Source organism: Streptomyces cyaneofuscatus, assembly GCF_042718795.1.
In the GTDB taxonomy this organism is placed as follows: Bacteria; Actinomycetota; Actinomycetes; order Streptomycetales; family Streptomycetaceae; genus Streptomyces; species Streptomyces cyaneofuscatus_A.
In genome coordinates, this window is sequence record NZ_JBHXOX010000011.1 from 168,390 (window position 1) to 182,666 (window position 14,277).

Annotated in this window: 13 protein-coding genes; 10 read left to right on the forward strand and 3 right to left on the reverse strand. The window is 69.8% G+C overall.

Translation table 11 applies throughout. From position 1 onward, the window contains the following. The first annotated feature begins 28 nt into the window (after window positions 1-28). On the forward strand, window positions 29-724 hold the full coding sequence (locus ACFWRT_RS15270) for a DUF4190 domain-containing protein (RefSeq protein ID WP_380951860.1): 696 nt from the start codon (window positions 29-31) through the stop codon (window positions 722-724). A gap of 83 nt (window positions 725-807) precedes the next feature. On the opposite strand, the gene ACFWRT_RS15275 is transcribed toward ACFWRT_RS15270, so the two are convergent. Beyond that, the gene (locus tag ACFWRT_RS15275; RefSeq protein WP_380951859.1) at window positions 808-1,356 is read right to left on the reverse strand and encodes an NADAR family protein; all 549 of its coding nucleotides are present in this window, start codon (window positions 1,354-1,356) and stop codon (window positions 808-810) included. Between the two features lie 207 nt (window positions 1,357-1,563). On the opposite strand from ACFWRT_RS15275, the gene ACFWRT_RS15280 reads away from it, so the two are divergent. From ACFWRT_RS15280 to ACFWRT_RS15320, 9 genes are all read left to right on the forward strand, one after another. Further along, the gene (locus tag ACFWRT_RS15280) at window positions 1,564-3,078 is read left to right on the forward strand and encodes a gamma-aminobutyraldehyde dehydrogenase (RefSeq protein ID WP_380951858.1); all 1,515 of its coding nucleotides are present in this window, start codon (window positions 1,564-1,566) and stop codon (window positions 3,076-3,078) included. Window positions 3,079-3,148: 70 nt separating this feature from the next. Then, on the forward strand, window positions 3,149-4,396 hold the full coding sequence (locus tag ACFWRT_RS15285) for an ABC transporter substrate-binding protein (RefSeq protein WP_380951857.1): 1,248 nt from the start codon (window positions 3,149-3,151) through the stop codon (window positions 4,394-4,396). A 64-nt stretch (window positions 4,397-4,460) separates the two neighbouring features. After that, complete coding sequence (locus ACFWRT_RS15290; RefSeq protein WP_380951856.1) at window positions 4,461-5,615, forward strand: ABC transporter ATP-binding protein; 1,155 nt, start codon at window positions 4,461-4,463, stop codon at window positions 5,613-5,615. After that, window positions 5,612-6,553, forward strand: coding sequence for an ABC transporter permease (locus ACFWRT_RS15295; RefSeq protein WP_317817110.1), 942 nt, complete (start codon window positions 5,612-5,614; stop codon window positions 6,551-6,553). Before ACFWRT_RS15290 ends, ACFWRT_RS15295 begins: the two co-directional genes overlap by 4 nt. After that, on the forward strand, window positions 6,553-7,356 hold the full coding sequence (locus ACFWRT_RS15300) for an ABC transporter permease (protein WP_380951855.1): 804 nt from the start codon (window positions 6,553-6,555) through the stop codon (window positions 7,354-7,356). Before ACFWRT_RS15295 ends, ACFWRT_RS15300 begins: the two co-directional genes overlap by 1 nt. A 23-nt stretch (window positions 7,357-7,379) precedes the next feature. Further along, window positions 7,380-8,795, forward strand: coding sequence for an NAD(P)/FAD-dependent oxidoreductase (locus ACFWRT_RS15305; RefSeq protein WP_380951854.1), 1,416 nt, complete (start codon window positions 7,380-7,382; stop codon window positions 8,793-8,795). Between the two features lie 136 nt (window positions 8,796-8,931). Continuing rightward, window positions 8,932-9,396: a hypothetical protein gene (locus ACFWRT_RS15310; protein WP_161268335.1), complete on the forward strand. Its 465-nt coding sequence runs from the start codon at window positions 8,932-8,934 to the stop codon at window positions 9,394-9,396. 118 nt (window positions 9,397-9,514) lie between these two features. After that, window positions 9,515-11,338: a chitinase gene (locus ACFWRT_RS15315; RefSeq protein WP_380951853.1), complete on the forward strand. Its 1,824-nt coding sequence runs from the start codon at window positions 9,515-9,517 to the stop codon at window positions 11,336-11,338. 185 nt (window positions 11,339-11,523) lie between these two features. Continuing rightward, complete coding sequence (locus tag ACFWRT_RS15320) at window positions 11,524-11,823, forward strand: hypothetical protein (RefSeq protein ID WP_380951852.1); 300 nt, start codon at window positions 11,524-11,526, stop codon at window positions 11,821-11,823. Here the strand turns inward: ACFWRT_RS15320 and ACFWRT_RS15325 are convergent. Continuing rightward, complete coding sequence (locus ACFWRT_RS15325; protein WP_380951851.1) at window positions 11,774-12,616, reverse strand: phosphatase PAP2 family protein; 843 nt, start codon at window positions 12,614-12,616, stop codon at window positions 11,774-11,776. The genes ACFWRT_RS15320 and ACFWRT_RS15325 overlap by 50 nt on opposite strands. Window positions 12,617-12,786: 170 nt before the next feature. Beyond that, window positions 12,787-14,127, reverse strand: coding sequence for a 4-aminobutyrate--2-oxoglutarate transaminase (gabT, locus tag ACFWRT_RS15330; RefSeq protein ID WP_380951850.1), 1,341 nt, complete (start codon window positions 14,125-14,127; stop codon window positions 12,787-12,789). Between the last annotated feature and the right edge of the window lie 150 nt (window positions 14,128-14,277).

The window sequence follows — 14,277 nt, forward strand, 5'->3', positions numbered from 1 at the left end:
CATGACGGAACCACGATGGGGGAGGCCCATGTCAGACAACACAGAGCAGCCCGGGGGCGGGGCCGCGCCGCGCGATCCGTGGGCACCGCCGGACAGCAGGGTGGACCTGGGCAAGCAGGACGCGGCCCCGCCGCCGCCCGCCGTCCACAACCAGCCGACCGTGACGTCGATGCCGAGCGCGGGGCCGGCGCCGGAGGGCACCGGACCGATACCGACGGGCGGCGGCTTCGGCCCGCCGCCCTCGGCCGTACCGCCTCCGCCGATCGGCCCGGGCGGCCCCGGCCACCAGGCACCGCCGCCGCCCACCACCGGGCACTACGGCTACCCGGCCCCGCCGGCGCAGCCGTACGGCGGCTATCCGGGGTACGACGCCTACGGCGGCCAGCAGCCCTGGGGGCCGCAGCCCTCGAACGGCCTCGGCACGGCCGCGCTGGTGCTCGGCATCATCTCGATCGTCGGCTTCTGCATGTACGGGGTGAACATCATCCTCGGCATCCTCGCGCTGATCTTCGGCATCATCGGCCTCGGCCGGGCCAAGCGCGGCGAGGCGACCAACCGGGGCATGGCGCTCGCCGGGATCATCACGGGCTCGGTCGGCATCGTGATCGGGTCCGTGATCCTCGGCTTCATCATCTGGGCCGTCGCCAACGGTGATTCCAGCTTCGACGAGACCTACGAGGACGACCCGTTCGCCACGTCGCTGGTCATCGAGGGCCGCGGCTAGCCCCGAGGACGTACCGCATCCGCCGCCCGGTCCGGCAGGGAACCACTCCCCGCCGGACCGGGCGGCGCTGTCGTACCCGCCGCCTACAAGGCCCTCAGCCGCTCCCGCGCCTCCATCAGCGCGAACCCCAGCAGATTCAGCCCCTGCCACTCCTGCGGCCGCTCCACCCGCTCGTCGTCCGCCGCCAGCCCGATCCCCCAGATCCGGTCCAGCGGGGACGCCTCCACCAGGACCCGGTCGCCCGTGGACAGCAGATAGCCGGCCAGCTCATGGCTCTGCCCGAACTTGTGCGCGCTGCCCTCCACGACCAGGGCGAACCGCTCCCGTATCCACAGGTCCTCGTCGAAGCCGCGCACCAGCCGCCCGGCCTTCTTCGCCGCCGCCGGGCTGCTCGCCGCAAGGGCTGCCCGCTCCGCCTCCGCGTCCCCGAAGAGGCGCGCCTTGCCGGCCATCATCCAGTGCTCCGCGCTGGCATAGGTGACCCCGTCCACCGTGAACGGCGACGGCCACCACTGGCTCAGGCAGCTCGGCCCGATCCGGCCGTCCGGGCGCGGGCGGTGGCCCCAGAACGGCAGATACTTCACCCGCCTGCCCCGCGCCACGTCGGCCAGAAGCTCATCGATCGGTCCCATGGCATGTGAGTGTGGCATCCGCCACTGACACTCCGTACGGGGATTTCCGCACCGACACGACACATAGTCGACAGATTCCGTCGCGTAACCAAAAGGCAACAACGGAATCACTTGTTGGGCCTGGACCCCTCTGTCAGGATCGGCACTCAATTCACGAAGAGGCTACGCCGACCCCGCACAGCGGGTACAGCGGCGGAGGAGAGCGTCATGAGCAACGGCTTCCAGGTTCAGGACCGCTTCGCGGAAGGTGCGCAGTACATCGGCGGCAAGCTGCTCCCGGGCACGTCCGGCCGCCACCACGACATCGTGAACCCCGCGACCGGCGAGAGCGTCCTGCGGTACGAGCTGGCCGGCACCGACGACGTCGACGCGGCGGTCGCCGCCGCTCGGGCCGCCTTCCCCGGCTGGTCGGGCGCCACCCCCGGTGAGCGCTCCGAGGCCCTGCACCGGTTCGCCGCCGTCCTCGCCGAGCAGGCCGACGACTTCGCGTACGCCGAGTCCCTCCAGTGCGGCAAGCCCATCAAGCTCTCCACCGAGTTCGACGTGCCCGGCACCGTCGACAACGCCGCCTTCTTCGCGGGCGCCGCCCGCCACCTGGAGGGCAAGGCCGCCGCCGAGTACGACGGCGACCACACCTCGTACGTACGGCGCGAGGCGATCGGTGTCGTCGGCTCCATCGCCCCCTGGAACTACCCGCTCCAGATGGCCGCCTGGAAGATCCTCCCGGCCGTCGCCGCGGGCAACACCATCGTCCTCAAGCCCGCCGAGCTGACCCCGCTGACCTCGCTGATGTTCGCCCAGGCCGCCACCGAGGCGGGCATCCCCGACGGCGTCATCAACATCGTCACCGGCGCGGGCAAGGACGCGGGCGAACACCTAGTCGGCCACCCGGACGTCGTCATGACCTCCTTCACCGGCTCCACCGCCGTCGGCAAGCGCGTCGCCGAGATCGCCACCGCCACCGTCAAGCGCCTCCACCTGGAGCTCGGCGGCAAGGCCCCCTTCGTGGTCTTCGACGATGCTGACCTGGAGGCCGCCGTGCACGGCGCGGTCGCCGGATCGCTCATCAACACCGGCCAGGACTGCACCGCCGCCACCCGCGCCTACGTCCAGCGCCCCCTTTACGACGCCTTCGTCCGCGACGTCGCCGCCCTCATGGAGACCGTCCGCCTCGGCGACCCCTTCGACGCGTCCACCGACCTCGGCCCCCTCATCAGCCACGCCCAGCGCGACCGCGTCGCCGCCTTCGTCGAGCGGGCCCGGGGCTACGCCCAGGTCGTCACCGGCGGCGAAGCACCCGGCGGCGACCTCGCGGGCGGCGCGTACTACCGGCCGACCCTCGTCGCGGGCGCCGCCCAGGACAGCGAGATCGTCCAGTCGGAGATCTTCGGCCCGGTCCTCGTCGTCCTCCCCTTCGACACCGACGACGAGGGCATCGCGCTCGCCAACGACACCCCGTACGGACTGGCCGCCTCCGCCTGGACCCGCGACCTGTACCGCGCGAACCGCGCCACCCGCGAGATCCAGGCGGGCTGTGTGTGGGTGAACGACCACATCCCGATCCTCTCCGAGATGCCGCACGGCGGATACAAGGCCAGCGGCTTCGGCAAGGACATGTCGGCGTACTCCTTCGAGGAGTACACGCAGGTCAAGCACGTCATGTACGACAACACCGCGGTCGCCCGCAAGGACTGGCACCGCACGATCTTCGGGGACCGATAGCAGCTGCCGCGTGACCGGGGCCTGTTCACGACAGGCCCCAGCGGCCTCCCACCCGAAAGGGCACACGCGTATGGAGAGTTACGAGCCCGAGCGCCTCTCGCCGGTCCAGTCGGCGGCCATGAGGCGTTCCCTGACCAGCGGCCGGGGCGCCCTCACCCGCCGCTCCCTGCTGCGCGCCTCCGGTATGGGCGCCCTCGCGCTGGGCGGGATAGCCACCCTCGGCGCCTGCGGCATCCCGCCCGCCGGACGCGCCGAGGGAGCAGCGGCCGCCGACGACCACTCGGCCAAGGAGAAGGAAGTCACCTTCTCCAACTGGACCGAGTACATGGACGTCAGCGACGACGAGAAGAGCCGGCCTACCCTCGCCGCGTTCACCAAGCGCACCGGGATCAGGGTCAAGTACACCGAGGACATCAACGACAACGTCGAGTTCTTCGGGAAGATCAAACCGCAGCTCGCCGCCGGCCAGAACACCGGACGCGACCTCATCTGCGTCACCGACTGGCTGGCCGCCCGCATCATCCGGCTCGGCTGGGCGCAGAAGCTCGACCCCTCGAACCTCCCGCACGCCTTCGCCAATGTCTCCGCCCAGTTCCGCACCCCCGACTGGGACCCCGGCCGCGCCTACTCCTACCCCTGGACCGGCATCCCCACGGTCATCGCGTACAACGCGAAGGCGACCGGCGGCCGCAAGGTCGACTCGGTCACGCAGCTCCTCGACGACCCGAAGCTCAAGGGGCGCGTCTCCTTCCTCTCCGAGATGCGCGACACCATCGGCATGACCCTCCTCGACCAGGGCAAGGACCCGGGGAAGTTCACCGACACCGACTTCGACGGCGCGATCGGCCGGCTCCAGAAGGCCGTCGACAAGAAGCAGATCCGCCGCTTCACCGGCAACGACTACACGGCCGACCTCAGCAAGGGCGACATCGCCGCCTGCGTCGGCTGGGCCGGGGACATCATCCAGCTCCAGGCCGACAACCCGGACATCAAGTTCGCGATCCCGGCCGCCGGTTACATCACCTCCAGCGACAACCTCCTGGTCCCCGCGCAGGCCCGGCACAAGACCAACGCCGAGAAGCTCATCGACTACTACTACGAGCCGCCGGTCGCCGCGCAGCTCGCCGCGTACATCAACTACGTCTGCCCGGTCGACGGCGTACGCGACGAACTCGCCAAGATCGACAAGTCGATGGCCTCCAACACGCTGATCCTCCCCGACCGGGAGATGGCGGCGAAGTCCCGCTCCTTCCGCTCCCTGAGCACGGAGGAAGAGACGGCGTACGAAGAGAAGTTCGCCAAACTCATCGGCGCCTGACCCGGCAACCGCCCACTGGCTCTGCCCTCTCCGAACTCCCCCGAACCCACTGGGACCGCGACCCATGACACAGCAGCAGCAGACCGCGGGCGGCGATGTCCGCCTCGTCGGGATCAGCAAGACCTACGGCTCCTTCACCGCCGTACAGCCGCTCGACCTGACCGTCCCCCAGGGCTCCTTCTTCGCCCTGCTCGGGGCTTCCGGCTGCGGCAAGACCACCACCCTGCGGATGATCGCGGGGCTGGAGGAGGCCACCACCGGCACGGTCCACCTCGGCGGCAAGGACATCACCGACCTGCCCCCGTACAAGCGGCCGGTCAACACCGTCTTCCAGAGCTATGCGCTCTTCCCGCACCTGGACATCACCGAGAACGTCGCCTTCGGGCTGCGCCGGCGCGGCATCAAGTCGGTGAAGAAGCAGGTGGACGAGATGCTGGAGCTGGTCCAGCTCGGCGACTTCGCCCACCGCAAACCGCACCAGCTCTCCGGTGGCCAGCAGCAGCGCGTCGCCGTCGCCCGCGCGCTCATCAACCACCCGCAGGTCCTGCTGCTCGACGAACCCCTCGGCGCCCTCGACCTCAAGCTGCGCCGGCAGATGCAGCTTGAGCTGAAGCGGATCCAGACCGAGGTCGGCATCACCTTCGTGCACGTCACGCACGACCAGGAGGAGGCCATGACCATGGCCGACACCGTCGCGGTGATGAACGGTGGCCGCGTCGAGCAGCTCGGCGCCCCCGCCGACCTCTACGAGAACCCGCGCACCACGTTCGTCGCCAACTTCCTCGGCACCTCCAACCTCATCGCGGGCGAGATCGTGTCGACCGGCGAGGACCTGGTGGTGGCCGCGGGCGGCGGGAAGCTCACGCTGCCCCGCGAGCGATGTTCGGCGCCGACCACCAGCGGCGGCCGGCTTCTCCTCGGCATCCGGCCCGAGAAGATATCCCTGGCCCACGCGGACGACGCCGATGACATCGCCGCAGGCCGTAACCGCGTCACCGGCCGCATCACCGACTCCAGCTTCATCGGCGTCTCCACGCAGTACGTGGTCGAGAGCCCGGCCGGAACCGCCCTCCAGGTCTACGAGCAGAACGTCGACAGGCGTGCGGGACTCCAGGTCGGCGCCGAGGTCGTCCTCCACTGGAACCCGGCCCACACCTTCGGCCTCGACGCCGACCAGGACATCGCCGCGGGCGCCACCAGCGTGGAGGACGCGGAGTGAGCCTCACCGAAGCGCCGCCCGCGCCCCCCGCCCAGCCCGAGGAGCCCCGGAAGCTCACGCTCCGCAAGCCCTCCACCCGCAAGCGGCTCATCCCGTACTGGCTGCTGCTCCCCGGCATCCTCTGGCTGCTCGTCTTCTTCGCGCTGCCCCTCGTCTACCAGGCCTCCACCTCCGTACAGACCGGCTCCCTGGAGCAGGGCTTCGAGGTCACCTGGCACTTCCAGACGTACGTGGACGCGCTGCGCGACTACTACCCGCAGTTCATCCGGTCCCTGCTGTACGCGGGCACCGCCACGATCCTCTGCCTGCTGCTGGGCTACCCGCTCGCCTATCTCATCGCCTTCAAGGCGGGCCGCTGGCGCAACCTGGTGCTGGTGCTGGTCATCGCACCGTTCTTCACCAGCTTCCTCATCCGTACGCTGGCGTGGAAGACGATCCTCGCCGACGGCGGCGCGGTCGTGGACGTGCTCAACACCCTGCACGTCCTGGACGTGACGAGCTGGCTCGGCTGGACCGAGTCCAACCGGGTCCTGGCCACCCCGATGGCGGTCGTCTGCGGTCTGACGTACAACTTCCTGCCGTTCATGATCCTGCCGCTCTACACCTCTCTGGAGCGGATCGACGGCCGGCTGCACGAGGCGGCGGGCGACCTCTACGCCACCCCCGCCACCACCTTCCGGAAGGTGACGTTCCCGCTCTCCATGCCCGGCGTCGTCTCCGGCACCCTGCTGACCTTCATCCCGGCCAGCGGCGACTACGTCAACGCCGAGCTGCTGGGCTCCACGGACACCAAGATGGTCGGCAGCGTCATCCAGAGCCAGTTCCTGCGGGTCCTGGACTATCCGACGGCCGCCGCGCTCTCCTTCATCCTCATGGCGATCGTCCTGCTGACGGTCACCTTCTACATCCGCCGCTCCGGGACGGAGGACCTGGTCTGATGCCCGTACTGCGCTGGATACGCCGGAACCTGATCGTCATCGCGGGTCTGCTGACCCTCACGTACATGATCCTGCCGAACATCGTCGTGATGGTGTTCTCGTTCAACAAGCCCAACGGCCGCTTCAACTACGCGTGGCAGCGGTTCTCGCTGGACGCCTGGAAGGACCCCTGCGGCGTAGCCGATCTCTGCGGATCGCTCTCGCTCTCGCTCCAGATCGCGTTCTGGGCGACGCTCGGGGCCACCGCGCTCGGCACGGCGGTCGCCTTCGCGCTGGTCCGCTACCGCTTCCGGGCACGCGGCGCGATCAGCTCATTGATCTTCCTGCCGATGGCGATGCCCGAGGTCGTCATGGCCGCGTCCCTGCTCACGCTCTTCCTGAACATGGGCGCCCAGCTCGGCTTCTGGACCGTGCTGATCGCGCACATCATGTTCTGCCTCAGCTTCGTGGTGACGGCCGTCAAGGCGCGCGTCATGTCGATGGACCCGAGACTGGAGGAAGCCGCCCGCGACCTTTACGCGGGCCCCGTGCAGACTTTCGTACGGGTGACCCTTCCGATCGCCGCACCGGGAATCGCGGCGGGTGCGCTGCTCGCTTTCGCGCTCTCGTTCGACGATTTCATCATCACGAATTTCAACGCGGGCTCCACCGTCACCTTCCCCATGTTCGTCTGGGGATCGGCACAGCGCGGCACGCCCGTCCAGATCAACGTCATCGGCACCGCCATGTTCGTCATTGCGGTAACGATGGTCCTCGTCGGCCAGCTCATCGCGAGCCGGCGGAAGAGCAACGCTCGAACCTGAAAGTCCTGAAGGAGTTGGAAACCATGGCCCCAGCCGCCATGAGTATCGCTGCACAATCCCTCTCCGGCGCCAAGCCGGTCTCCTACTGGCTCGACGACCCGGCCAGACCCGACGCCCTCCCCGCCCTCACCGGCGACGAGCACGCCGACCTCCTGGTCATCGGCGGCGGCTACAGCGGCCTGTGGACCGCGCTCATCGCCAAGGAGCGCGACCCCGGCCGGGACGTCGTCCTCATCGAGGGGCACGAGGTGGGCTGGGCCGCCTCGGGCCGCAACGGCGGCTTCTGCGCCGCCTCCCTCACCCACGGCCTGGCCAACGGCGTGGAGCGGTGGCCGGACGAGATCGCCGAGCTGGAGGAGCTGGGGGAGGGGAACCTCGACGCCATCGAGGCCGCCGTCGCCCGCTACGGGATCGACTGCGAGTTCGAGCGGACGGGCGAGATCGACGTCGCGACCGAGCCGCACCAGCTCGAAGAGCTGCGGGAATGGCACGAGGAGATCGTCAAGCTCGGCATCAGCGGCGTGGACTTCCTGGACCGCGACGCCCTGCGCGCCGAGGTCGACTCGCCCACCTTCCTCGGCGGGCTCTGGGACCGGAACGGCGTCGCGATGCTGCATCCGGCCAAGCTCGCCTGGGGCCTGAAGCGGGCCTGCCAGGAGCTGGGCGTACGGATCTACGAGCACACGCGGGGCCTCGACCTGGTCCGCTCCGGCTCCGGGATGGCGGTGCGTACGCCGTACGGTCGTATCTTCGCCCGCCGGGTCGCGCTCGGCACCAACATCTTCCCGTCGCTCCTCAAGCGGGTCCGCCCGTACACCGTACCGGTCTACGACTACGCGCTGATGACCGAACCCCTCACGCCCGAACAGGTGGAATCCATCGGCTGGAAGGGGCGCCAGGGACTCGGCGACAGCGCCAACCAGTTCCATTACTTCCGGCTCTCCGCGGACAACCGGATCCTGTGGGGCGGATATGACGCGATCTATCCGTACGGGGGCCGTCTCAGTGCCGATCTGGACCAGCGTCCCGAGACGTTCCTGAAACTCGCGGAGCAGTTCTTCGACTGCTTTCCGCAGCTTTCCGGAATCAATTTCTCGCACGCCTGGGGCGGCGCGATCGACACCTGTTCCCGCTTCACCGCATTCTTCGGGACGGCCCATCAGGGACGGGTCGCGTACGCCGCCGGATATACGGGTCTCGGCGTCGGATCGACGCGTTTCGGGGCCGATGTGATGCTTGATCTGCTCGCCGGTGAGGAGACCGAGCGGACCCGGCTGGAGATGGTCCGCTCGAAGCCGATGCCGTTTCCGCCGGAGCCGTTCGCCTGGGCCGGGATCGAGATCACCAAGCGGTCCCTCGCCCATGCCGACGCCAACGGCGGACACCGCAATCTGTGGCTGAAGACCATGGACAAGCTGGGGCTCGGCTTCGACAGCTGACACCCTGTCCAGCAATGTGACCCACGTCACGGCCATTCGTGGCCCCAACCCGCGTCATAGTCGGGGCTGAGCGCTCTCTCGCACGTGTACCCACCGGTAGAACCCTGCCGGTGTTCACGTCAACGGGAGGCTGGTCATGACGGGACCGGAAACGAAAGCCGCGATCGAGTGGCTCACATCGGTGGCACCGGACCCCGGTGCCTGCCGGTGGGAATGGGAGCGCAACCCGCAGGGGATCGCTCTTCTTCCCGCCGGCAGGCGCTGGGACGTGCTGATCCTCCCTGGTGAACTCGGCTATCCGACGCTCGACGTCCTCACTCGCCTCATCGACCGGCCCGGCCCCGTCCTCGCCGACTTCGGCGAGTCCCGCATGGGCTTCTTCGTCCCGCCCGGCACCGCGTCCCGCTGGCTCGGCACCGGAATCCGGGGCGCGGGCCCCGGCACCTGGATCGTCGTCCCCCACCCGGGCCGGGCGGCCGGGGGAGTGCGCTGGCTGATCCCGCCGGACGGCTCGGGAACCCTCACGGACGCGGCGCTGCTGGAGCTGGCGATGCACGAGGCGGCCGGGGCCGCCGCCCAGGGCGACCGCGAGGGAGGGTGACCCGCAGCTCGGAGGCCATGCAGGGGGTGACCCCGCTGCCAGAGGTCTTGACAACCTGATTGGTCTGGACCATGTTGTGCGCACGCCACACCCAATTCCCCCCTGCACGGAGGCTGTTGTGGAACGCACCGGACCAACCGTCAGATTTTCCGGACTTCTGGCCACCTGTACGGCCGCGGTGCTCGCTGCCGGTGCCCTGGTCGCCACGGCACCGGCGGCGAGCGCGGCGGACGTGGACGTGGCGCGCAACGGCAACTTCGAGGCGGGCCTCGACGGCTGGAACTGCACCGCCGGCAGCGGCGCGGCCGTCTCCACCCCCGTACACGGCGGTACGAAGGCCCTGAAGGCGACCCCGGCGGGCAACGACAACGCCAAGTGCTCCCAGGCCGTCACGGTCAAGCCCAACTCCCGCTACACGCTGAGTGCCTGGGTGCAGGGCAGCCCCGTCTACCTCGGCGCCACCGGCACCGGCACCACCGACGTCTCCACCTGGACCCAGTCCACCGGCGCCTGGAAGCAGCTCACCACCAGCTTCACCACCGGCCCCTCCACCACCTCCGTGAGCGTCTACACCCACGGCTGGTACGGCACCCCCGCCCACTACGTCGACGACCTCACCCTCGTCGGCCCCGGCGGCGACCCGGTGGTCGTCCCCGCAGTCCCCGCGGGCCTGCGCACCACCGCGATCTCCTCCTCCTCGGTCGCCCTCTCCTGGAACGCCGTCTCCGGCGCCACCGGCTACGACGTCTACCGAGGCGGTACGAAGGTGGCCTCGGCCACCGGCCCCTCCGCCACCGTGACCGGACTGGCCGCCTCCACCGCGTACAGCTTCCAGGTCACCGCCACCAACGCGGCCGGCGAGTCCGCGAAGTCGGCGGCCGTCACCGCGACCACCACGGCGGGCGGCGGGGGCGGCGACACCAAGCTCCCGCCCCGGGCGCTGGTCGGCTACCTCCACTCCAGCTTCGCCAACGGCTCCGGCTACACCCGCATGGCGGACGTGCCCGCTTCCTGGGACGTCATCAACCTCGCCTTCGGTGAGCCCACCTCCGTCACCTCCGGCGACATCCGCTTCTCGCTCTGCCCGGTCGCCGAGTGCCCCAACGTCGAGTCCGAGGCGGAGTTCAAGGCCGCCATCAAGGCCAAGCAGGCGGCGGGCAAGAAGGTCCTGATCTCCATCGGCGGCCAGAACGGCCAGGTGCAGCTCGCCTCCACCGCCGCCCGGGACGCCTTCGTCACCTCGGTCTCGAAGATCATCGACACCTACGGCCTGGACGGCCTGGACATCGACTTCGAGGGCCACTCCCTCTCGCTGAACACCGGCGACACCGACTTCCGCGCCCCGACCTCACCGGTGATCGTCAACCTGATCTCGGCGGTGAAGACCCTGAAGGCGAAGTACGGTTCCGGCTTCGTCCTGACGATGGCGCCCGAGACCTTCTTCGTCCAGCTCGGCTACCAGTTCTACGGCTCCGGCCCCTGGGGCGGCCAGGACCCGCGCGCCGGCGCCTACCTCCCGGTCATCCACGCCCTGCGCGACGACCTGACCCTGCTGCACGTCCAGGACTACAACTCGGGCCCGATCATGGGGCTGGACAACCAGTACCACTCGATGGGCGGCGCGGACTTCCACATCGCGATGACGGACATGCTGCTCGCCGGCTTCCCGGTCGCGGGCAACACCAGCCGCGTCTTCCCGGGCCTCCGTCCCGACCAGGTCGCCATCGGCCTCCCGGCCTCCACCCAGGCGGGCAACGGCCACACCTCACCGGCCGAGGTCAACAAGGCGCTCAACTGCCTGATCAAGAAGACCGACTGCGGCTCCTACCAGACCCACGGGACCTGGACCGACCTGCGGGGCCTGATGACCTGGTCGATCAACTGGGACCGGTTCAACAACTGGGAGTTCAGCCGGAACTTCAACTCCTACTTCGGCCGCTGAGGCAGCGCTGAGGTAGCGCCTGGGTGCTGCTGAGGCAACCCACCAGACCGATGCCCGTCGCCGGGGTGAAGAGGATCGCGGCGACGGGCATCATCCATGCCGTCCTGGGGTGATCACGCAGTGGAGGGGCGCTCCGGCCCACCGCGTGCGAGATACCGCGTGCGAGATAGGGACAGCGTGTGCGCATGAGATCAGTCCTTGCGGCCGACGTCCCCGCAGGGTGGCCAGGCGGCCCTGTTCGCGGCCAGCACGCCCCGGGTCGGGTCGAAGGACTGACCGGCGTCGCCGCGATCGCCCCCGCCAACCACCTCCTGGGCCTGGTGCGAGGCGGAGCCACCCTCGACCGGATGAACTCCGACTTCGCCTTCACCCCGCTCCTCCTGAACTCCTGGGGTGGTATCAAGGGCACCGAGCCCGGCCACGACACCCCGGAGCTCACCGAATGGCCGGCGGCTCTCCTGACCGCAGCCGGGCCCCGCGGCTGACCCACCACAACGGCGCCAGCAGCAGCGGCCCCAGGCACCAGCTCGCCAGTACGTCCAGCGGCCAGTGGTAGCCGTGCAGCACCAGACCGACGCCCGTCGCCGCCGTCAGCAGCAGAGCGGCGGCGGGCGGGATCCAGCCGCGCAGCCACGCCGGCCGGGGAACGGCGAGGAGGAGCAGCGCCGAAGCCCCGTACGCCACCGCCGCCGTCGCCGTATGGCCCGACGGGTAGTAGTTGACGGCCTCGGTCAGCGGACCCTGCCGGGCGGTGGCCACCTTCAGCGGGATCACCAGCGCGGGGACGGCCGCCATGGTGAGGGCCGCGTACACCGGCAGCCGCCTGGCCCCGCGCCACAGCGCGTACGCGATCGCGCAGACGAGCACCGGGAGCGCCACCGGCACCCCGCCGAGATCCGAGAAGAGCTGGGTCAGTCCGGCCGGGCCACGCCGGAACAGGTGCTCGCCGACGCGCTCGTCCAGTCGGACCAGCGGTCCGTCGGCCGCGACCTGCCAGGTGATCAGCGCGAACAGCGCGAGCAGGATGCCGAGAAAGAGGGAGGCGGGGAGAAAGAGAGAGGCCGGCCACCCGGGAACAGGGGGGGTTGTTCCGGGATGGCCGGCGGGATCGGGTCGCCGCGCGCCCCGGGGGGTGTGGGGCGGGCGGCCGTCCGATCGGTGAGGAGTACCGGAGCCAGAGGCTCCGGAGGCGTGCACGGAGGCACGCCCGGGACGGTGCTGGGGAAGCCCCGACCCGGAATCACCCGCGGTTTCCCGTGGGCGATGTGTTTCTCTCATCTGCAGAAACCGTACGGCAGCGAAGGGGCGTCCGACAGCATCACCCGTCACCCGCCATCGCCCCCGCACACCTTCTTCACAGGCCCTCACCCGGATGCCGTACGGCGGCGGCGCGGGACCACCGCCGACCGTTCCCGAGTTCGAAGGGTCCTCGAGGGGTCCTCGAGGGATCAGAGCGTGCCGAATGCCTGCTCGATGACGTCGAGGCCCTCGTTGAGGAGGTCCTCACCGATCACCAGCGGCGGCAGGAAGCGCAGCACGTTGCCGTAGGTGCCGCAGGTCAGGACCATGACGCCCTCGGCGTGGCAGGCCTTGGCGAGCGCGCCGGCCGCCTCCGGGTTCGGGTCCTTCGTGCCGGACTTCACCAGCTCGATGGCGATCATGGCGCCACGGCCGCGGATGTCGCCGATGATGTCGCCGTTCGGGAGCTTCGCCTGCATCTGCGCGAGGCGGTCCTTCATGACCTCCTCGATCCGCTTGGCCTTCCCGTTCAGGTCCAGCTCGCGCATCGTCTCGATGGCGCCGAGCGCACCGGCACAGGCGACCGGGTTGCCACCGTACGTACCGCCCAGACCGCCCGCGTGCGCGGCGTCCATGATCTCGGCGCGGCCGGTCACGGCGGAGAGCGGCAGCCCGCCCGCGATGCCCTTGGCGGTGGTGATCAGGTCCGGGACGATGCCCTCGTCCTCGCAGGCGAACCACTGGCCGGTGCGGCAGAAGCCGGACTGGATCTCGTCCGCGACGAAGACGATGCCGTTGTCCTTGGCGAACTGCGCGATCGCCGGAAGGAAGCCCTTGGCCGGCTCGATGAAGCCGCCCTCGCCGAGCACCGGCTCGATGATGATCGCGGCGACGTTCTCCGCGCCGATCTGCTTGGTGATCGCGTCGACGGCCTGCGCGGACGCCTCGACACCGGCGTTCTCGGCGCCGGTCGGCCAGCGGTAGCCGTAGGCGACCGGGACGCGGTAGACCTCGGGCGCGAACGGACCGAAGCCCTGCTTGTACGGCATGTTCTTCGCCGTCATGCCCATGGTGAGGTTGGTCCGGCCGTGGTAGCCGTGGTCGAAGACGACGACGGCGGTCCGCTTGGTGTAGGCGCGGGCGATCTTCACCGCGTTCTCGACGGCCTCGGCGCCCGAGTTGAACAGGGCGGACTTCTTCGCGTGGTCGCCCGGCGTCAGCTCGGCGAGCTGCTCGCAGACCTCGACGTACCCCTCGTACGGCGTGACCATGAAACAGGTGTGGGTGAAGTTCGCGAGCTGCGCGGAGGCGCGGCGTACGACGGCCTCGGCGGAGGCGCCGACCGAGGTCACGGCGATGCCGGAGCCGAAGTCGATCAGACGGTTGCCGTCCACGTCCTCGATGATCCCGCCGCCCGCGCGGGCGGTGAACACCGGCAGGGTGGAGCCCACACCTGCGGCGACGGCGGCGAGCCGGCGAGCCTGGAGCAGAGCCGACTTCGGGCCGGGGATGGCAGTGACGACGCGGCGCTCCTGCGGGATTGCGGTCATGAGGGGCTCCTGGGGGTGTTTCGGACGCTCTTCTCATCGCAGGCTAGGGGCGGGGGACGTACCCGGGCATGCTCCGATCGGGAGTGATGGGCGCGTGTCGTTGTCCGTCGCGGACAGGTGAGGGCTGTCGGTGGGCGGACGGCGGACGGA